This is a genomic window from Pseudomonas sp. UTLPPB19802, from assembly GCF_059730225.1.
The window spans coordinates 6,643,221-6,661,999 of record NZ_AP048545.1; the positions used below are offsets into that span (position 1 = coordinate 6,643,221).

Genomic DNA, 18,779 nt, shown 5'->3' on the forward strand with positions numbered 1-18,779 from the left:
CAAAATATCAAATGCAACAAACATTCTCTTAATTGTTTACTTGGGCAAATTGTCTGACTACTATTACAGCACTGTCCCTGTCATACACGAATCACATAAGGTAGTCCTCATGTCCCTGATCAACAAATACCGCGCCACGGAAGAAGCTATCAAAGAACTGCAAGCCCAGATGGCTGCGATGGAAAAAGACGGCGCCCTGAAAAAGGAAATGGAATTCGAAGAGCAACTGCGTGCGCTGCTGGCCAAGTACGGCAAGTCGCTGCGTGACTGCCAATTGATCCTCGACCCACATGCCAAAGAAAAAACCCCACGTGGCGGCGCGGTAAAAGCTCCCGGCACCAAGCGTGCGCGCAAGGTCAAGCAGTACAAGAACCCACACAACGGTGAAGTCATCGAAACCAAAGGTGGCAACCACAAGACTCTGAAAGAGTGGAAAGCCAAGTGGGGTGGTGACGTGGTTGAAAGCTGGGCCACTCTGCTGGGCTAAGCGAAACACCCGTCATAGAGCCCTGCGCTCCTTCAAGAAAACGCCAGCTTGCTGGCGTTTTTTTATTGTCGCGACTCTGCCTCGCCTATCCACTCAATCCAGCGGAATGTTAAAGCGAGTGCACAAATACTGTGCGTGACGTCGCCATTCATCGAGCACTTGTGCCTGCCCCGGCGTAGCATTGGCGAAACTGCTGGTGAGTGCCTGCTGAAATTCCCCAAGGGTATTCGGCGCGCCCCAGCTCGCGTCGCTCAGGCGTTGCCGACAAAATTCCTGCCAGCGCTCTTGCTCTTTTTCACTCAAGCTCCCGGGAAAGTTACGCGCTCGATAACGGAAGAGTAATTCAGGCAAGCGCTCATCATCGAAAGGCCACTGCTCGCGGGCCAACTGCTCCGGCCCACAATTGCGGACTTGTTCACATAAACGACGATCCCGGTCACCGAGAAAACCGTCGTACAACTGCTGCTCCGGATCCTCACTGGGCGTGAAATCTTCAGCCGCATAAATCGCCTGGACTTTATCCTGCCAAACTTCCCGTGCGTCATTGAGTCGCAGGCACCGAGCCTCATAAAGCGCCATGTCCAGTTGCAAACGTTGCTGATCCGGCTGGCGCAGAACATTCATCGGCGCGACTACCGGGCAACGGTTTACATGAATCAACTTGAGCGGCACCGGCAACTGCCCCTCGGCCATGTCCTCGCGGCGGGTATAAAGATATCGACGCAACGATTCGGCATCGAGATCCAGCAGCGGCTGCGGGTCTTCATGCAAGTCACAGACAATCAGTGCATTGCGGTTGCGCGGATGCCAGGCCAGCGGCAACACTACCCCCAGGTAATTGCGCGCCGCCGAAAAACGCCCGGAAATGTGCACCATCGGCTGTAACAGGCGAATCTGGTCGAGTACACGCTGCTTGCTACGCAATTGGAACAACCAGTCATAGAGCCGCGGTTGTTTTTCCCGGATCAGCCGGGCCAGTGCAATGGTCGCCCGCACATCGGACAAGGCTTCGTGGGCATGACCATGGTCGATGCCGTTGGCCGCAGTCAGCCGCTCGAGCCTGAGGGTGACCCGGCCATCCTCTTGCGGCCAGACGATTCCCTCCGGACGCAGCGCATAGGCGGCACGTACCACGTCGATCAGGTCCCAACGGCTGTTGCCGCCCTGCCACTCGCGGGCATAGGGATCGAAGAAGTTGCGATACAGACTGTAGCGAGTCACCTCGTCGTCGAAGCGCAGCGTGTTGTAGCCGGCACCGCAGGTTCCCGGCTGCGCCAGTTGGGCATGCACCCGGGTCATGAAATCGGCTTCGTCGAGGCCCTGGCTGGCCAGCAGGCTCGGGGTGATACCAGTAATCAGGCAGGCGGCCGGATGAGGCAGGATGTCCTCGCTGGGCCGGCAATAGAGGTTGACCGGTTCGTCGATCTCGTTGAGCTCGGCATCGGTACGGATGCCTGCCACCTGCAAGGCGCGATCGTTACGCGGATTGATCCCGGTGGTTTCATAGTCGTACCAGAAGATGGAGGTCACGGTGGGTTCCTGTACAAAAGACCGGAGCAGTCTAGGCGCTCGACTGCCCCACCGGCCAGACGCACGATACAACTTATCCATGCAACCGATTGCTGGCACAAGAGTTCAGTTGCGTCGCCCGCCAGCGCTGGCTAGGATCGGCCAACATGTCGATCATGTACCAGATATCACGCCCGACAAGGAATGCATCGCTGCAAACGCCACTGGACACCCGTTACCAGATCGAAACCCCGGAGGGTATCGACCTGCCCCTGCGCCCGGCCGGCCTGCCGGTGCGGGCGGTTGCCTTTGCCATGGACCTCGGCGTACGCGGGGTGATACTCGGTGCATTGCTATCGGTGCTGGCATTGTTGGACAAGCTGGGGGCCGGTCTCGGCTCGATCCTGCTGTTCCTCGTCAGTTGGTGGTACATGGTGCTGTTCGAGGTACTCAACCAGGGCCGTTCCCCCGGCAAGCAACTGATGGGACTAAGGGTGGTACATGACGATGGCACGCCGATCGGCTGGTCCGCCTCGCTGACTCGCAACCTGCTGCGCTTCGTCGACATGCTGCCGTTCGGCTATTGTCTGGGCGCCCTCAGTTGCCTGCAACATCCGACCTTCAAGCGCCTGGGCGACTTGGCCGCCGGCACCCTGGTGATCTACCGCGAACAAGCGTTGAAGCGCCCCAGCCTGCCGGACGCCACGCCCCGCACTGCCGCACTCGCCCTGCGCCTGAACGAACAACGGGCGGTGCTGAGCTTTGCCGAGCGCCAGGGCGAACTGTCCACCGAACGGGTCGACGAGCTGGCCGGTTTGCTGGCCCCGGCGCTGCGCGTCCCCCCTTCGCAGGCAGTGAATGAGCTGAACGGCATCGCTCGTGGCCTGTTGGGGCCGACATGAAACAGGGTCTTTTCGAAAGCCGTCATCAGCCGGAATGGCAGCGATTCGGCGAGTTGCTTGAGCAGTTGGAGCGCGGCAAGGCCAAGGCCGATGCGGGCAGCGAGTTTCCTGCGGCCTACCGACGGTTGTGCCATCAACTGGCCCTGGCCCAGGAGCGCGGCTACAGCAGCCATCTGGTCGATCCGCTGCAGCAACTGGCCCTGCGCGGGCACCAGCAGCTCTATCGCCACCGCAGCCGCCTGGGCAGCCAACTGCTGGGCTTCATCCTGGCCGACTTTCCCCGGCTGGTGCGCCAGCAATGGCCGTTCGTTCTCGCCGCCTGCCTGCTGTTCTTCGGCAGCCTGCTGCTGACCGGCATGTTGGTCTACCTGTTTCCCGACCTCGTCTACAGCATCGTCAGCCCGCAACAGGTCGCCGACATGCAGAGCATGTACGACCCCGACTCCAGCCGCCTGGGGCGCACCACCGCGCGGGCCTCCAGCGAAGACTGGGCGATGTTCGGCTACTACATCATGAACAACATCGGCATCGCCTTCCAGACCTTCGCCGGCGGCCTGCTGTTCGGCCTCGGCAGCCTGTTCTTCCTGCTGTTCAACGGGCTGACCATCGGTGCGGTGGCCGGCCACCTGACCCAGATCGGCTTCGGCCAGACCTTCTGGTCGTTCGTCATCGGCCACGGTGCCTTCGAGCTGACTGCCATCGCGTTGGCCGGCGCCGCCGGACTGCAACTGGGCTGGTCATTGCTGGCGCCAGGCCGGCTGCCCCGTGGCGAGGCGCTGCGCCTGGCGGCGAAAAGCAGCATCCGGATGATCGCCGGGGTCATCCTGTTCCTGCTGATCGCCGCCTTCATCGAAGCCTACTGGTCCTCACTGACACGGCCGACGAACCAGGTCAAATACCTGGTGGGTGGCAGTTTATGGCTGCTGGTAATCGGCTACCTGCTCTTCGCCGGACGGAACCGCCATGCGCCTGACTGACGCCAGCGTCGCCATCCGCCCACGCAGCACCTGGGAAGCCATGGACCTCGGCATCCTGCTCGCACGCCAGCACCGTGGCTTGCTGACGGCCAGTTGGGCGATCGTCACCCTGCCGGTTTTCGCCCTGCTCAGCCTGCTGTTCTGGGAGCATCCTTCAATTGCCATGCTGCTGTTCTGGTGGCTGAAACCGGCCTTCGAGCGCCTGCCACTGCACATCCTGTCCAAGGCCCTGTTCGGCGAGACTCCAAGCTTGAAACAGGCGTTGCTGGCCTGGCCGCGCCTGCTCAAGCCGCAACTGTTGGCGAGCCTGACCTGGCGCCGCCTGAGCCTGAGCCGCAGTTTCACCCTGCCCGTCCAACAGCTCGAAGGGCTCGGCGGCCTGGCCCGCCAGCAGCGCCTGCGTGTGCTGCTACCGCAGGCGGGCCGCGGTGCACACTGGCTGACGCTGATCGGCGTGCATCTGGAAACGGTACTCTGGATCGGCTGCATGGCCCTGTTCTACCTGCTCCTGCCCCGCCAGGTTGAACTCGACTGGGATTGGCAAAAGGTGGTGCTCGCCGCCCAGTACGATTGGTGGTGGCTGGAGCACCTGACCAACCTGTTCTACGCACTGATCCTGATTGCCTGGGAACCGGTGTATGTCGCCTGCGGCTTCAGCCTCTACCTGAATCGGCGCACGGTACTGGAGGCGTGGGACATCGAGTTGATCTTCCGCCAATTGCGCCAGCGCCTGGTGCCAGTGCTTGCCAGCCTGATGATCGGCGGCCTGCTGCTGGTCGGCAGCCCGGCTCCGAGCATGGCCGCCGAACCGCCGGCCCCGAGCAGTCCACGTCTGTTGCAACAACCGTTGACCAGCCAGCAGGCCCACGACTCGATCAGGGCGTTGGTCGACGCGCCCCCCTTCAAGAACCGCGAAACCATCACCCGCTGGCGATTGACGCAAGCTCCCGAAGAAAAGCAGCCCAAGGCAGCCCCAGACTGGATGAAGACACTCCTTGGGCAACTCGACAGTCGAGCCTTCAGCCGACTCGCCGATGGCCTGTCGGTATTGCTCTGGGCCACGCTGTTCGGCCTGGTCGTCTGGCTGGCCTGGCGCTATCGCGGTTGGCTGCGGGCCTTTGTCAGCCGGCCGCAGAGCAAACCGCTGAAGCCACGCGCCGATGCCCCGGCTCAACTTTTCGGGCTCGACCTCGGCGTCGAAAGCCTGCCCGAAGATATCGCCGCCCGCGCCGAAGCGCTCTGGTCCAGTCAACCACGCGAGGCAATGAGCCTCCTCTATCGCGGCCTGCTGAGCCGGTTGCTACATGATTTCCAATTGCCCTTGAAGAGCGCCTATACCGAGAGCGAGGTCCTGGCGCGGGTTGCGCAACTGCAACAACCGGCCCTCCAGGCCTTCAGCCAGCACCTCACCGGCCACTGGCAGAATCTCGCCTACGGCCACCGCCTGCCGCCGACACATCTGCAACAGGAGCTGTGCAACGGCTGGCGCGAGCTGTTCGGCCCGCAGGTGCGCCCATGAAACGCCGCTCGTGGCTGCTTGGGGCCCTGCTGGCATTCGGTCTGCTGCTTGGCCTGGGCCTGTACCTCTACCACCGGGCCGAACCCTATGAGGTGGTCGTCGATCATGGTCCCTCGCCCGAGGTTCGTGCCTACCCTTATCTCGCCGCAGAAAACTTCCTGCGCGAACGCGGTATCGAGGTCAACCACGCCAACGACCTGCGAATCCTGCCAGGACTCGACCCGCGCCATCACACCCTGATGCTGCTCGGCGACCGCTCGGACATGACCCCGCGCCAAGCCGACCAATTACTCAACTGGGCCCGCGCCGGCGGTCGCCTGCTGTTCATCGCCGAAGCCCTGTGGGACCCCAAGCTGGGGCGCAGCGGCGACCTGCTGCTGGACCGCGTGCAATTGCGCCAGTCCCTGAGCAGGAACCTCAAGGGCAATGGCCCGGAGCCCGAAGACAAGTACTACCCGCAACTGACCCGGATGTACCTGGAAGATGAAGACGCCCCCGCCTACTTCAGCTTTGACACCGCTTTCCATCTGTCCGACCCGAAGAACCTGGCACAATCCTGGGCCAACAGCGCCACCTCCACGCACCTGATGCAGTTGAACTACGGACTGGGCTCGGTCACCGTGCTCACTGACGCCGACCTCTGGACCAACGCCACCATCGGTCGCTACGACAACGCCTGGCTGCTCTGGTACCTGGGCCAGGACAGCGCCGTCACCCTGCTGTTCAACACTGCCCACGACAGCCTGTTCAGCCTCTTGTTGCGCTATTTCCCTCACGCGCTGGCGGCACTTGCCGCACTGATCGTGGCCTGGCTATGGCATGTCGGCCTGCGCCACGGCCCGTTGCAGGCCCCGGCCACAAGAGCCCGGCGGCAGCTGCAGGAACACCTGCGGGCCAGCGCCGACTTCCTGCTGCGCCGCAGTGGCCAGGAGGTGCTGCTGCGAGCCCTGCAACAGGACATCCTGCGCCGTGCCCGCCAGCGTCACCCCGGTTTCGAACGGCTGGCGGTCGCCGACCAGTGGCAGGTGCTTGCCCGCCTGACCCGCCAACCCACCAGTGCCATCAGCCAAGCCTTGCGCCCGCGACCAAAACAGCGGCTGTCCAGCGCCGATTTCAGCCGCCAGGTCGCCCACCTGCAAACTCTCAGGAATGCCCTATGAGCGAAGATCCAACGGAACCGTCGACCCCGGTCGACGCCGAAGCCCATGCCCTGCAGCAGCGCCACCGCGCCAGCCAGCTGGTTCAGGCGGTGCGCCATGAGCTGCGCAAGGCCCTGATCGGCCAGGATGCGGTGATCGATGATGTGCTCACCGCGCTGATCGCCGGCGGCCACGTCCTGCTAGAAGGCGTTCCGGGCCTGGGCAAGACCCTGCTGGTCCGCGCCTTGGCGCGCTGCTTCGGTGGCGAATTCGCGCGTATCCAGTTTACTCCGGACCTGATGCCCAGCGATGTCACCGGCCACGCCGTCTACGATCTGCAAACCGAGCAGTTCAAATTGCGCAAGGGGCCGTTGTTCACCAATCTGCTGCTGGCCGACGAAATCAACCGGGCCCCAGCCAAGACGCAGGCGGCGCTGCTCGAAGCCATGCAGGAACGCCAGGTCACCCTGGAAGGCCGCGCCCTGCCCATCGCCCAGCCGTTCATGGTGCTGGCGACGCAGAACCCGATCGAGCAGGAAGGCACCTACCCGTTGCCAGAGGCCGAGCTGGACCGCTTCATGCTCAAGCTGCGCATGGATTATCCGGACGCCTTGCAGGAACTGGAGATGGTCCGCCAGGTCGCCCGCTCGACCAAGGCCGACATGCTCGACGTACAGCCGCTGCGCACCGTGCTGCAGGCCAAGGATGTGCTGGTGGTACAGCGGATTGCCAGCGACCTGCCCCTGGACGAGCAGGTCCTCGACTATGCCGTACGCCTGGCCCGAGCCACCCGCACCTGGCCCGGCCTGACCCTCGGTGCCGGCCCGCGGGCGTCGATCGCCCTGGTCCGCGGTGCCCGCGCCCGAGCCCTGTTGCGCGGTGGCGAGTTCGTGATTCCGGATGACGTCAAGGGCTGCGCCCTGGCGGTATTGCGCCACCGGGTGCGCATCGCACCGGAACTGGATATTGAAGGCCTGTCGGTCGAGCAGGTGCTGCGGCAACTGCTCGACCAGGTCCCGGCGCCACGCCTGTGAACAGGCCGGCGCAATGAAACCGTCACGACTGCTGCTGACCTGGCTGGGCGTGCTACTCGGGCTTGGCGTCCTGCTCGGATCGCTCAAGGCGCTCGACGTCGAACTGCCGGAGAGCCTCGACTCGATTGGTTGGGGCCTGCTGCTGGCACTGCTACTGCTGGCCCTGCTGGATGCAGTACGGCTGCGGCGTCTGCCATCACCTCGCCTGCAACGGCAGGTACCCGGTAGCCTCGCACTCGGGCGCTGGGGCGAAATCCGCCTGGAGGTGCTACACGACTACCCGGCGGAGCAACAACTGCAGCTTTTCGACCATGTCCCCGAGGGCCTGGGTTTCGAACACCTGCCGCAGTCCATCGTTCTGCGACCCGGGGAAAAAGGTGAGCTGGGCTACCGGGTGCGCCCCGTGCGTCGCGGGCATTTCACCTTCGAACGCTGTGAAATCGAGCTGCCGAGCCCGCTGGGCCTCTGGTCCGGCCGGCGCTACCTGGCAATCAACGATGCCACCCGGGTCTACCCGGACTTCGCCCGGCTCTACGGTGCCCGCCTGTTGGCGGTAGACAACTGGCTCAGCCAACTCGGAGTACGCCAGCGCCAGCGACGTGGACTGGGGCTGGAATTCAACCAGCTACGCGAGTTTCGCGAAGGCGACAGCCTGCGCCAGATCGACTGGAAAGCCACGGCACGGCAACGCACGCCGATTGCCCGCGAATACCAGGATGAACGCGACCAGCAGATCATCTTCATGCTCGACTGCGGCCGCCGCATGCGCAGCCAGGACGGTGAACTGGCGCATTTCGACCACGCGCTCAATGCGTGCCTGCTGCTGAGTTATGTTGCCCTGCGCCAGGGCGACGCGGTCGGCCTGAGTACCTTCGCTGGCGACCAGCCACGTTTCCTGGCACCACTCAAGGGCCAGGGCCAGCTCAACGTACTGCTCAATGCCGTCTACGACCTCGACAGCAGCCAGCGGCCCGCCGACTACCAGGCTGCCGCCAGCCAGGTCCTGGCCCGGCAGAAACGCCGCGCCCTGGTCGTGCTGGTCACCAACCTGCGCGACGAAGACGATGAGGAACTGCTTACGGCGGTCAAGCGCCTGGGCCGTCAACACCGGGTACTGGTCGCCAGCCTGCGCGAGGAAATCCTCGACCAGCTGTGCCAGGGCCCGGTGCAGACGCTGGCCGAAGCCCTCGCCTACTGTGGCACGATCGACTACCTGAATGCCCGGGCCAACCTGCACGAACGCCTGGGCGCCCACGGCGTGCCAGTGCTCGACGCCCGCCCGGGCGAACTCGGCGCCGAACTGGTCAGCCGTTACCTGAGCTGGAAAAAGGCCGGCACCCTCTGAGGCCACGCCAGGACAACTAGTGTCCTGTACGGTTAATTCGAATATTCAAATTTGGGTCCAGGGGTTTGCCAGGCAAGGCGCCATGACGAGTCGTAGCACGGCTACGGCGAGGAATGGCAACGCAGTCTGGCGAAGCCATGGACCCGGAGTTGAGTATGCGAATTAGCCACACAGGACACTACGCCGAGGCCTCCAACGGGTAGAAACTGAAGTAGTGCTGCAACGCCTCTACCAGCTTGTGATACGCCTCGGGCGGCTCGCGCAGGACGAAACCGGAGTCGTAGTAACAGGGCGTCGCCTCTTCATGGGACCACAAGCAACGGGCATTCAAATCAATGAGCTGAACGATGTCGTCGGGGCCGGGAAGTTTCAACTGCAGTTCAAAGTCCGCATTGACCAACAGCGGCAATTGGCTGATCAGCATCAGCCCATCGTCGGAAACATTGCCCAGGTAGCCAATGGGCTTGTCGGTGAAACGGTTGAACACCTTAAGAAAGTACGGCAATTGGTGCCGCTCGATTCGACGCTCGGTAGGCATGTTGATAATCGCTATACAAGACCATTCAGCATGGCCGCGCTAGTGCTTCGGAGCCGAGCCGATAAGCCCCGCTCTCCCTTGGCCTCGGCGCGACGGCAGCTATGCACCCCGTCGCAGACCTCTACCGAGCCATGGTTTTCAACTCAAATGAATTGATAAAACTGAAACCATACCCCCGAACTCTAGCTGAAAGCTGGCAGAGAGCCAGTTCATATTTCGCTTGACATCACAACGGTGCAGGACGTGGCTGCGCCGGTACTGCGGCGTCCGCATGCCCCAACTGGCGCAACGTTTCCAGGCGCGCCTGGGCGCGGTAGGCATACTCGCTGTACGGGTACTGGGTAATGATGAAGCGATAGGTCTGGATCGCATCAACGAACAGCTTCTGGCGCTCCAGGCACTGACCGCGCAGCATCGAGACCTCCGGCTGCACGTAGGGCCGGGTGCGGCTTTCGCGATCGACCTGGGACAGTTGCAGCATCACGTCTTCACAGTTGCCGCGATCGTAGGAGCGGTAGGCATTATTCAAGTGACTGTTCATCGACCAGCGGGTGCAGCCGACGACACTGGCAGCCAAGGCTAAAACGAGCAAAATTCGCATGGGTATCTCCTGTTCTTGGCAGTGTATCGACCCGTTGGCGAAAATCTTCAGAGTGTTCGCCAAACAACATATCCGAAAAAAACTTCTTCATTGAAAAGTAGTGCAAATGAACAATGACTACAGCACGGGACCATAGTAGCCTCTCGTTGCGCTTGAACTCAGGAGTCTCTGCATGTCCGTTCGTCGTACAAAAATCGTCGCCACACTGGGCCCGGCCAGCAACTCGCCGGAAGTTCTGGAACAGCTGATTCTGGCTGGCCTGGACGTCGCCCGCCTGAACTTTTCCCACGGTACCCCCGACGAGCACAAGGCTCGCGCCAAGCTGGTGCGCGACCTCGCTGCCAAGCACGGGCGCTTCGTCGCGCTCCTGGGTGACCTGCAGGGCCCGAAGATCCGTATCGCCAAATTCGCCAACAAGCGTATCGAACTCAAGATCGGTGATCACTTTACCTTCTCCACCAGCCATCCGCTGACCGAAGGCAACCAGCAGGTCGTCGGCATCGACTACCCGGACCTGGTGAAGGATTGCGGCGTAGGCGACGAACTGCTGCTCGACGACGGTCGCGTGGTCATGCGTGTTGAAACCGCTACCGCAACAGAACTGCGCTGCGTGGTGACCATTGGCGGACCGCTGTCCGACCACAAGGGCATCAACCGTCGTGGCGGCGGCCTGACCGCTCCGGCCCTGACCGACAAGGACAAGGCCGACATCAAGCTCGCCGCGGAAATGGAAGTGGACTACCTCGCGGTGTCCTTCCCCCGTGACGCCGCCGACATGGAATACGCCCGCAAGCTGCGCGACGAAGCCGGCGGCACCGCCTGGCTGGTCGCGAAGATCGAACGCGCCGAAGCCGTGGCCGATGACGAAACCCTCGACGGCCTGATCCAGGCCAGCGATGCCGTCATGGTTGCCCGTGGCGACCTCGGCGTGGAAATCGGCGACGCCGAGCTGGTGGGTATCCAGAAGAAGATCATCCTGCACGCACGCCGCCACAACAAGGCCGTGATCGTGGCGACCCAGATGATGGAGTCGATGATCCAGAACCCGATGCCGACCCGCGCCGAAGTGTCCGACGTCTCCAACGCCGTGCTGGACTACACCGACGCGGTCATGCTGTCGGCCGAAAGCGCCGCCGGAGCCTACCCGCTCGAAGCGGTGCAGGCCATGGCACGCATCTGTGCCGGCGCGGAAAAGCACCCGACCAGCAAGACCTCCAGCCACCGTATCGGCAAAGTTTTCGAACGCTGCGACCAGAGCATTGCCCTGGCAGCCATGTACACCGCCAACCACTTCCCGGGCGTCAAGGCGATCATCGCCCTGACCGAAAGTGGCTACACGCCGTTGATCATGTCGCGGATCCGCTCCTCCGTGCCGATCTACGCGTTCTCCCCGCACCGTGAAACCCAGGCTCGCGCGGCGCTGTTCCGTGGTGTTTACACCATCCCGTTCGACCCGGCTTCGCTACCGCCCGAGCAGGTCAGCCAGGCTGCAGTCGACGAGTTGCTCAAGCGCGGCGTGGTCGAGCAAGGCGACTGGGTAATCCTGACCAAGGGCGACAGCTACCACACCATCGGTGGCACCAACGGCATGAAGATCCTGCATGTCGGCGACCCGATGGTCTGATTGACCTCTTGCTCTACCCGAAGCCTCGCCGCACCTTGCGGCGAGGCTTTTTCATGCCCGGAAAATGACGCCAACTCGTCTGGCCAGGCGAACGCTGTAGGCTCTTTCTCTTTTTCCAGTGCTGCCCACACAGAGCCATTCAGGCAGGTTAGCCTTGTTCTCAGCAACGACCTTGCAACCTCAATGCAACGGAGTTACGGAGAAAGCTGCTCATGAAAGATCGCAACAGCCGTCAGATGATCAACATCCCCTTGGACAGGCTCATGGACCCACGCATGATCGGCCCGACCCTCGGCGGCGCCTGCCTGGCCAACATGCTCTTTCCCGGCCTGGTAAGCGCCCTGGCAGGTGCACTGGTGGGAGCATTTGCCGCCTTTCAGACAACCGCAACACCCTGATCAAAATACCCAAGGAAGGGTTATATGCCATTGGACCAGACACGCTGCTCGATCCTCATCGGGCTGACCTTCATCGCTATCTATCTGGGACACGCCCTTTATCATCGACGATCGGCAGACCTGATCCATGCCGTAATCATCATGACCGCCTCATCAGGCGTGGTCAGCGCCTTCATGCTGGGGACGCTGGGTTTCTTTTCCAGCAGGGAAGATCTAGGCATCCTGCAGGAACAGAAAGGCAACCTGTTCGTCGGAGCCCTGGCCCTGACCTGGGTATCGGTCACCTCGGCTTACTCGAGTGTCATGCAGCCCAGGCGCCAGGCAAAGTTGCCCAAGCCAAACTGACAAGCGCTCTCAGCGCTTGGTCAAGAACCCTGAGAGCGCCGCAACCGCCTCGGGCGAACGCAGACGCTGGACAAACAGCTTGCCCTCGGCCTCTACCACCTGGCGCAGTTGCTCACGGTCCGGTGCCTTCATCAAGGCCTTGCTGACCTGCACCGCCGCCGGCGCCAACTGTTCGAAACGCAAAGCGACTTCCCTGGCCTTCAGCAGCGTTTCGGCGCCACTCGGCAAGGCTGCGGTTGCCATCCCCCAGGCCGCCGCTTGCGCGCCACTGAAGCCCTCGCCCAGCAGCAACAACTCGGCTGCCCTGGCGTGCCCCACCAGGCGCGGCAGCAACAGGCTGGAACCGAATTCAGGACACAGCCCAAGATTGACGAACGGCATGCGCAACCGGGCGTCGACACTGACATAGGCCAGGTCGCAATGCAGTAGCAGCGTCGTGCCGATACCCACTGCCGGTCCGGCCACGGCGGCGATCACCGGCTTGCGGCAATCGAGCAGGCTGCGCATGAAATGGAAAACAGGGCTGTCGAGATCGCTGGGCGGTTCCTCGAGGAAATCGGCGATGTCATTGCCACTGGTGAAGCACTCATCGCTGCCGCGAATCAGCACGGCGCTGATTGCCGGGTCTTCATCGGCCTGCCGCAGGGCCTCGCCCAATTGACTGTACATGGCGCGTGTCAGGGCGTTCTTCTTGTCGGCACGGTTCAGGCGCAGGGTCAACAGACCGCCTTCGCGCTCAATTACAATCGCGTCAGTCATCTCGGCTCTCTTGTTATTCATGGGCTCTGCATTCGCACAAAGCGAATTCTGCACAGCAAGGCTCAACCGCGTGGCAGGAACACGTCCGCCAACAGCTGGCTGCGCGGCAATCCGGCCAGGTACAGGCGCCGGGCAAAGGCTTCGACACTGGTCGGGGCACCACAGAGTAGAGCGAGGGTTTGCCGGGAAACAAGCCGCAGTTTGGCCAGAAACTCCGGCAGTTCGGCAGCGCTCAGGCACTCGACTGTGAGATTGGCATGGTTCGCCGACAACGCAGCCAACTTGGCGGCCAGATAATGTTCAGTGCTGTCGTGGGCCAGGTGCACCAGACGCAGGGGACCTTCATGCCCCTGGCGCAAGGCCTCGCGCAGCACTCCCCACAATGGCCCAAGACCGGTACCAGCCGCCAGCAGCCAAAGCGGCCTGGCGTGCCAGTCGGGATCGTAGTGCAAGGCGCCACCCCGCAACTCGCCGAGGCGAATCACCTCACCCAGGCTGAAAAGCCGGGCCGCGTCGCAGAACTCGCCGGGCTGACGACAATCGAGATGAAATTCCAGATCACGATCTTCCTGCGGCAGGCTCGCCAACGAGTAGGGGCGCGCCACGCCTTGGGCCGTCCACAGCACCAGATGCTGGCCAGCGCGGTAACGCAAGGCATGCTCCGGCTGAACGCGAAGACGCAGAACCGTCGAACTCAGCCAAGCGACCTCGGTGATATGGGCCAACCTGCCATCACGCAGTGGATCGAATACTTCCAGGCGCAAATCCTCGTGCACCTGGCACTGGCAAGCCAGGCGCCAGCCACGTTCACGCTGCTCGAAACCCAGGGCATCCGGCTGACGGTCCTGCGGCTCGCCCTGCAGGCAGTGGACCAGGCAAGCGTGACAACTCCCGGCCCGGCAACTGTAAGGAACCCTGACTCCGGCCTGGTTGAGGGCATCGAGCAGATTGCTGCCCGCGGCCACCGACCAGGCCCGTTCTCCAACCCGCAACTCAGGCATCGCTGAACTCCCAGGCCGCACAACAGCGATTGCGCCCATCCCGCTTGGCGCGATAGAGCGCCTGGTCGGCACGCTGCAAGGCGTCGTCGAGATCGTCATCTTCACTGACCAGGGTCATGCCCACCGACAGGCTCAGGTTGCCGACGGCCAGCCCCACCAGCTCAACCTGGGTAAACGCCTGGCGCAAACGCTCGCAACACGCCCTCAGACGATCGGGGTCGGCATTGGGCAGCAACAATACGAACTCCTCGCCACCGTAGCGCGCCAGCACATCGCCCTCGCGTACGCAGGCACCTGCCACACCGGCAAAAGCCTGCAGCACCTGGTCGCCAGCTGCATGCCCGTGCACATCGTTGATCCGCTTGAAGTGATCCAGATCGATCAACGCCAGGCCATGTACCGTACCCGGATCCATCAATTCCAGCTCACGGGACGCCAGGCGCAGGAAGTGCCGTCGATTGTACAGGCCGGTCAGTTCGTCGGTGGCCACCAGGTCTTCCAACTGGCGCATCATGCCGCGCAAGGTGTCCTGGTGCGCCTGCAGCGCAAACCGCCGCTGGCGCATGCGCAGGCGCGACGCCTGCACATAGCTCGCATACAGGCACAACCACACCAGCACCACGAACAGCACACCCACCTGCAGCGCTGCCAGCCCCGGATCGGGCAGGCGGAACTGATAACCCTCCCACAGATTGAGCGCAGCAAAACTGAAGAATACCAGCGCCGCACAGCGCACGAACTTGCGCCGCGGCAGATGAAACAGCCCGAACAGCAATATCAACGGATAGAACACCAGGAAGGTGCCGCGGGCATGTTCGAGGCTGGTCATCATCCAGGTTTGCCAGGCCAGCCCCAAAAGTACCTGGAACTCGGTCAGGCTGGGGTCGCGAAAGCGCAGGTTGCGGCCGCTGAAAAACAGCCAGCCGAGCACGCCCTGGCTGGCGACCACCAAGCCGGTGGTGACCAGGCCATGGGTCAGGCTGGCCCGGTGGTAACCGGTAAAAATCGCCGCCCAGAACAACAGCAATGCCAGCCCGTAGGTACCGGCAGCCAGGGCGAAACGCTTGCGTAAAAGACTCTGTATGGCTTTATGGGTCAATCTATGACTCACCGTGCGCTGAGGGCTCATGGGACTTCCTTCCCGTACAGGCCACTTGCCACTCTAGTGATCCGGATCAAAAATAACCATTCAATTTACAACTTGTACAGCCTTCGCTGCACCAGAAGGCAAGAACGATGCCGACGACCACCCGACCATGGTTTGACCACTGACGGATGTGCCCGACAGCCGGGCGGGTTATACTGCCGCGCCGTTTTTGTGCCGGTCCTGCGTGCCCGGCCTGCTGCAAAAGATGTTTTCGACAGACCAGATGTAAAAAGGTCGCAAACACCTTACTTAAATGTTCCCGTCTTTATAGAGGAGCGCGACCCATGACCGTGATCAAGCAAGACGACCTGATACAGAGCGTTGCTGACGCCCTTCAGTTCATTTCCTACTACCATCCCGTGGATTTCATCCAGGCCATGCACGAGGCCTACCTGCGGGAAGAGTCGCCAGCCGCCCGTGATTCGATTGCCCAGATCCTGATCAACTCGCGCATGTGCGCCACCGGCCACCGCCCGATCTGCCAGGACACCGGGATCGTCACCGTGTTCGTCCGCGTCGGCATGGACGTACGCTGGGATGGTGCGACCATGAGCCTGGACGACATGATCAACGAGGGCGTGCGTCGCGCCTACAACCTGCCGGACAACGTCCTGCGCGCCTCGATCCTGGCCGACCCGGCCGGTAGCCGCAAGAACACCAAGGACAACACCCCGGCGGTCATCCACTACTCCATCGTCCCCGGCAACACCGTGGAAGTGGACGTGGCGGCCAAGGGCGGTGGTTCCGAGAACAAGTCGAAGATGGCCATGCTCAACCCGTCCGACTCGATCGTCGACTGGGTGCTCAAGACCGTTCCGACCATGGGTGCCGGCTGGTGCCCACCGGGCATGCTGGGCATCGGCATCGGCGGTACCGCCGAGAAGGCCGCGGTCATGGCCAAGGAAGTGTTGATGGAGTCCATCGACATCCATGAGCTGAAAAAGCGTGGTCCGTCCAACCGTATCGAAGAACTGCGCCTGGAGCTGTTCGACAAGGTCAACCAGTTGGGCATCGGCGCCCAGGGCCTGGGTGGCCTGACCACCGTGCTCGACGTGAAGATCATGGACTACCCGACCCACGCCGCCTCCCTGCCGGTGTGCATGATCCCCAACTGCGCGGCCACCCGCCATGCGCATTTCGTGCTCGACGGCTCCGGCCCGGCTGAACTTGAGGCACCGTCGCTGGACGCCTACCCGGAAATCGTCTGGGAAGCCGGCCCATCGGCGCGTCGTGTCAACCTCGACACCCTGACGCCGGAAGAAGTACAGAGCTGGAAGCCGGGTGAAACCGTCTTGCTCAACGGCAAGATGCTCACCGGTCGCGACGCTGCGCACAAGCGCATGGTCGAGATGCTCAACAAGGGCGAAACCCTGCCGGTGGACCTCAAGGGTCGCTTCATCTACTACGTCGGCCCGGTTGACCCGGTACGCGAGGAAGTCGTTGGCCCAGCCGGCCCGACCACTGCCACCCGCATGGACAAGTTCACCCGGCAGATCCTCGACCAGACCGGCCTGCTGGGCATGATCGGCAAGTCCGAGCGTGGCCCGACCGCCATCGAGGCGATCAAGGAGCACAAGGCTGTCTACCTGATGGCCGTGGGTGGCGCTGCCTACCTGGTGGCTCAGGCGATCAAGAAATCCAAGGTCGTCGCCTTCGCCGAACTGGGCATGGAAGCGATCTACGAGTTCGAGGTCAAGGACATGCCGGTGACCGTCGCCGTCGATGCCAGCGGCGAGTCGGTGCACATCACCGGCCCGGCGATCTGGCAGAAGAAGATCAGCGATAGCCTGGCGGTGGAAGTGCAGTAAGCATTTTCGTTGCAGTAACAGGAACGGCCCGGTTGATCCGGGCCGTTTTTTTTGCCCGCAGGAAACTCAGTCGGACACTGCCTGCATCTGCTCTCGCAACCACTTCAAGGCCTGGTCGCCTTCCCGGCGCTGATGCCAGACGAAGATGAAATCGAACGCCGGAATCTCGAACGGTGGCGGCAACACCACCATACGCTGGTGATCGATCGCCCGCAGGTTGCGCGAGGCCACGGTGAGGATCAAGTCCGTACCGGCGATCAACCGCGGCGCCACGCTCCAGTGCGGCAGGCTGATCGCCACCCGACGCCGCTGATGAATCGCACTCAGCGCCCGTTCGATCTCTGCCGTGCCGCTGCCACGCATTTCCAGCAGGACATGCGGCCGGGACAGATATTCCGCAAGGTCGAAATCCTCTTTCTCCGCCAGACTTTCCCGATCCACCAGGCAGGCATAGCGCTCGCGAAACAGATGGACGCTGCGCAACTGCGGCGACAGATCGGGAAACACCCCGGCTGCGGCATCGATATCGCCATTGAGCAACAGTTCCAGCATGCCCTCGCGACTGGCCTGGGTGATCTGCAGGTCGACACCCGGCGCCTGGCTGCGCAACACCGGTACCAGGCCCGGCAGCAACATTGCCGCGCCGTAATCCGACATGGCCAGTCGAAAGCTGCGAATGGCCGAGGCGGGATCGAACCCAGGCGGTGCCAACAGGTCCTGCACCCTTCCCAAGGTATCGTGCAGCGGTTGGGCCACCTCCAGCGCCCGGGCCGTCGGTACCAGGGTACCACCGACCCGCACCAGCAATGGATCACCCAGCAGGTCTCGCAGCCGGGCCAGGGCATGACTGACCGCCGGCTGGCTCAGGTGCAGGCGTTCTGCGGCGCGGGTGACATGCCGCTCGGCGAGCAACGCATCGAGCACCACCAGCAGGTTGAGATCGACGCGGCGAAGATCATTCATCTCATGCATGTTCCGTATATTTTCTTCGAATTTAAATTTGCATGACGAATACCCTAGCATCCTGTCTCGAACATAACCGCTCACTTCTGGCGATGCCTGTTGGAGAACGAACATGAATACCTTGAGTTGGATGGGCCTGCTGTCCCTCGCTGCGATAGCCGGGGCGGTGGTACCGTTTCAGAGTGCAATCAACGCCAACCTGGCGCGCAGCCTCGGCCATCCGTTGTGGGCCACCCTGATTTCCCTGCTGGTGAGCCTGACAGTGCTGCTGCCGGTGATCCTTGCCCTGCGCCTGCCCTTGCCGGACCTGGCCTTCGCCGCCAAGACACCGGCATGGGTCTGGCTGGGAGGGGTGTTCGGGGTCTGCTTCGTGGCCCTGGCGGTCTTGCTGGTACCAAGACTGGGCGCCGGGGGCTTCGTCGCCCTGGCGCTGGCCGGCCAGGTGCTGGCGTCGCTGGTCCTGGACCACTTCGGCCTGTTCGGACTGGCCGTGCGCCCGATCGAGGGTGTGCGACTGGTCGGTGCGCTGCTGCTGGTGGCTGGCGTGGTGACGGTGCAGTTCGGCCCCACCATAGTCACCGGTGCGCTGGCCGGGGCACGACATTAGGTGGCTTTCACGGGCAGGCCCGCCCCCCCCCACAAGGAAACCGCGCAACTTCGACGCAGGCGGTCAACTGTGAGAA

General features: G+C 62.7%; 19 protein-coding genes. 12 read left to right on the plus strand and 7 right to left on the minus strand.

Translation table 11 applies throughout. The annotated features are described in order from the left end of the window. The first annotated feature begins 109 nt into the window (after positions 1-109). Complete coding sequence (mvaT, locus tag AC6I6U_RS29190) at positions 110-487, plus strand: histone-like nucleoid-structuring protein MvaT (RefSeq protein WP_497879428.1); 378 nt, start codon at positions 110-112, stop codon at positions 485-487. A gap of 93 nt (positions 488-580) precedes the next feature. Here mvaT and sbcB read toward each other — a convergent pair whose 3' ends face one another. Then, a complete protein-coding gene (gene sbcB, locus AC6I6U_RS29195; RefSeq protein WP_497879429.1) occupies positions 581-2,017 on the minus strand; it encodes an exodeoxyribonuclease I in 1,437 nt (478 codons plus the stop codon). Between the two features lie 155 nt (positions 2,018-2,172). On the opposite strand from sbcB, the gene AC6I6U_RS29200 reads away from it, so the two are divergent. The 6 genes from AC6I6U_RS29200 to AC6I6U_RS29225 are packed head-to-tail and all read left to right on the plus strand — an operon-like array spanning position 2,173 to position 8,912. Then, entirely contained in the window at positions 2,173-2,898 is a 726-nt protein-coding gene (locus AC6I6U_RS29200) for an RDD family protein (protein ID WP_497883128.1), read from the plus strand. Next, positions 2,895-3,875 carry a stage II sporulation protein M gene (locus AC6I6U_RS29205; RefSeq protein ID WP_497879430.1) on the plus strand — a complete coding sequence of 327 codons (981 nt, stop codon included), beginning with the start codon at positions 2,895-2,897 and terminating at the stop codon, positions 3,873-3,875. Before AC6I6U_RS29200 ends, AC6I6U_RS29205 begins: the two co-directional genes overlap by 4 nt. Beyond that, positions 3,862-5,394, plus strand: a complete 1,533-nt coding sequence (locus AC6I6U_RS29210; RefSeq protein ID WP_497879431.1) for a DUF4129 domain-containing protein — start codon at positions 3,862-3,864, stop codon at positions 5,392-5,394. Before AC6I6U_RS29205 ends, AC6I6U_RS29210 begins: the two co-directional genes overlap by 14 nt. Further along, positions 5,391-6,554 (plus strand): DUF4350 domain-containing protein, encoded by a 1,164-nt coding sequence (locus tag AC6I6U_RS29215; RefSeq protein WP_497879432.1) that lies wholly within the window; start codon positions 5,391-5,393, stop codon positions 6,552-6,554. The genes AC6I6U_RS29210 and AC6I6U_RS29215 overlap by 4 nt, the downstream gene beginning before the upstream one ends. Continuing rightward, on the plus strand, positions 6,551-7,567 hold the full coding sequence (locus tag AC6I6U_RS29220) for an AAA family ATPase (RefSeq protein ID WP_497879433.1): 1,017 nt from the start codon (positions 6,551-6,553) through the stop codon (positions 7,565-7,567). Before AC6I6U_RS29215 ends, AC6I6U_RS29220 begins: the two co-directional genes overlap by 4 nt. 13 nt (positions 7,568-7,580) lie before the next feature. Then, positions 7,581-8,912, plus strand: coding sequence for a DUF58 domain-containing protein (locus AC6I6U_RS29225; protein ID WP_497879434.1), 1,332 nt, complete (start codon positions 7,581-7,583; stop codon positions 8,910-8,912). A 178-nt stretch (positions 8,913-9,090) separates the two neighbouring features. On the opposite strand, the gene AC6I6U_RS29230 is transcribed toward AC6I6U_RS29225, so the two are convergent. Both AC6I6U_RS29230 and AC6I6U_RS29235 read right to left on the minus strand, forming a co-directional pair. Continuing rightward, positions 9,091-9,450, minus strand: a complete 360-nt coding sequence (locus tag AC6I6U_RS29230) for a PilZ domain-containing protein (protein ID WP_497879435.1) — start codon at positions 9,448-9,450, stop codon at positions 9,091-9,093. Between the two features lie 226 nt (positions 9,451-9,676). Beyond that, positions 9,677-10,051, minus strand: a complete 375-nt coding sequence (locus AC6I6U_RS29235; RefSeq protein ID WP_497879436.1) for a tetratricopeptide repeat protein — start codon at positions 10,049-10,051, stop codon at positions 9,677-9,679. Positions 10,052-10,223: 172 nt separating this feature from the next. Between AC6I6U_RS29235 and pyk the strand changes: the two genes are divergently transcribed. From pyk to AC6I6U_RS29250, 3 genes are all read left to right on the plus strand, one after another. After that, on the plus strand, positions 10,224-11,675 hold the full coding sequence (gene pyk, locus AC6I6U_RS29240; RefSeq protein WP_497879437.1) for a pyruvate kinase: 1,452 nt from the start codon (positions 10,224-10,226) through the stop codon (positions 11,673-11,675). Positions 11,676-11,887: 212 nt separating this feature from the next. Continuing rightward, a complete protein-coding gene (locus AC6I6U_RS29245) occupies positions 11,888-12,073 on the plus strand; it encodes a hypothetical protein (protein WP_497879438.1) in 186 nt (61 codons plus the stop codon). Between the two features lie 24 nt (positions 12,074-12,097). Continuing rightward, complete coding sequence (locus AC6I6U_RS29250; RefSeq protein ID WP_497879439.1) at positions 12,098-12,418, plus strand: hypothetical protein; 321 nt, start codon at positions 12,098-12,100, stop codon at positions 12,416-12,418. Between the two features lie 9 nt (positions 12,419-12,427). Here the strand turns inward: AC6I6U_RS29250 and AC6I6U_RS29255 are convergent, their stop codons facing one another. The 3 genes from AC6I6U_RS29255 to AC6I6U_RS29265 all read right to left on the minus strand — a co-directional run bounded on the left by AC6I6U_RS29255 (position 12,428) and on the right by AC6I6U_RS29265 (position 15,277). After that, the gene (locus AC6I6U_RS29255) at positions 12,428-13,177 is read right to left on the minus strand and encodes an enoyl-CoA hydratase-related protein (protein WP_497879440.1); all 750 of its coding nucleotides are present in this window, start codon (positions 13,175-13,177) and stop codon (positions 12,428-12,430) included. Positions 13,178-13,239: 62 nt separating this feature from the next. Further along, positions 13,240-14,178, minus strand: coding sequence for an iron-sulfur-binding ferredoxin reductase (locus AC6I6U_RS29260; RefSeq protein ID WP_497879441.1), 939 nt, complete (start codon positions 14,176-14,178; stop codon positions 13,240-13,242). Next, positions 14,171-15,277 (minus strand): GGDEF domain-containing protein, encoded by a 1,107-nt coding sequence (locus AC6I6U_RS29265; protein WP_497883129.1) that lies wholly within the window; start codon positions 15,275-15,277, stop codon positions 14,171-14,173. The genes AC6I6U_RS29260 and AC6I6U_RS29265 overlap by 8 nt, the downstream gene beginning before the upstream one ends. A gap of 332 nt (positions 15,278-15,609) precedes the next feature. On the opposite strand from AC6I6U_RS29265, the gene AC6I6U_RS29270 reads away from it, so the two are divergent. Then, positions 15,610-17,133 carry a fumarate hydratase gene (locus AC6I6U_RS29270; RefSeq protein WP_497879442.1) on the plus strand — a complete coding sequence of 508 codons (1,524 nt, stop codon included), beginning with the start codon at positions 15,610-15,612 and terminating at the stop codon, positions 17,131-17,133. Between the two features lie 66 nt (positions 17,134-17,199). On the opposite strand, the gene AC6I6U_RS29275 is transcribed toward AC6I6U_RS29270, so the two are convergent. Continuing rightward, positions 17,200-18,096 (minus strand): LysR family transcriptional regulator, encoded by an 897-nt coding sequence (locus AC6I6U_RS29275; RefSeq protein ID WP_497879443.1) that lies wholly within the window; start codon positions 18,094-18,096, stop codon positions 17,200-17,202. A 112-nt stretch (positions 18,097-18,208) separates the two neighbouring features. Here AC6I6U_RS29275 and AC6I6U_RS29280 point away from each other — a divergent pair, with 112 nt between their 5' ends. Beyond that, positions 18,209-18,703, plus strand: coding sequence for a DMT family transporter (locus AC6I6U_RS29280; RefSeq protein WP_497879444.1), 495 nt, complete (start codon positions 18,209-18,211; stop codon positions 18,701-18,703). The last annotated feature ends 76 nt before the right edge of the window (positions 18,704-18,779 follow it).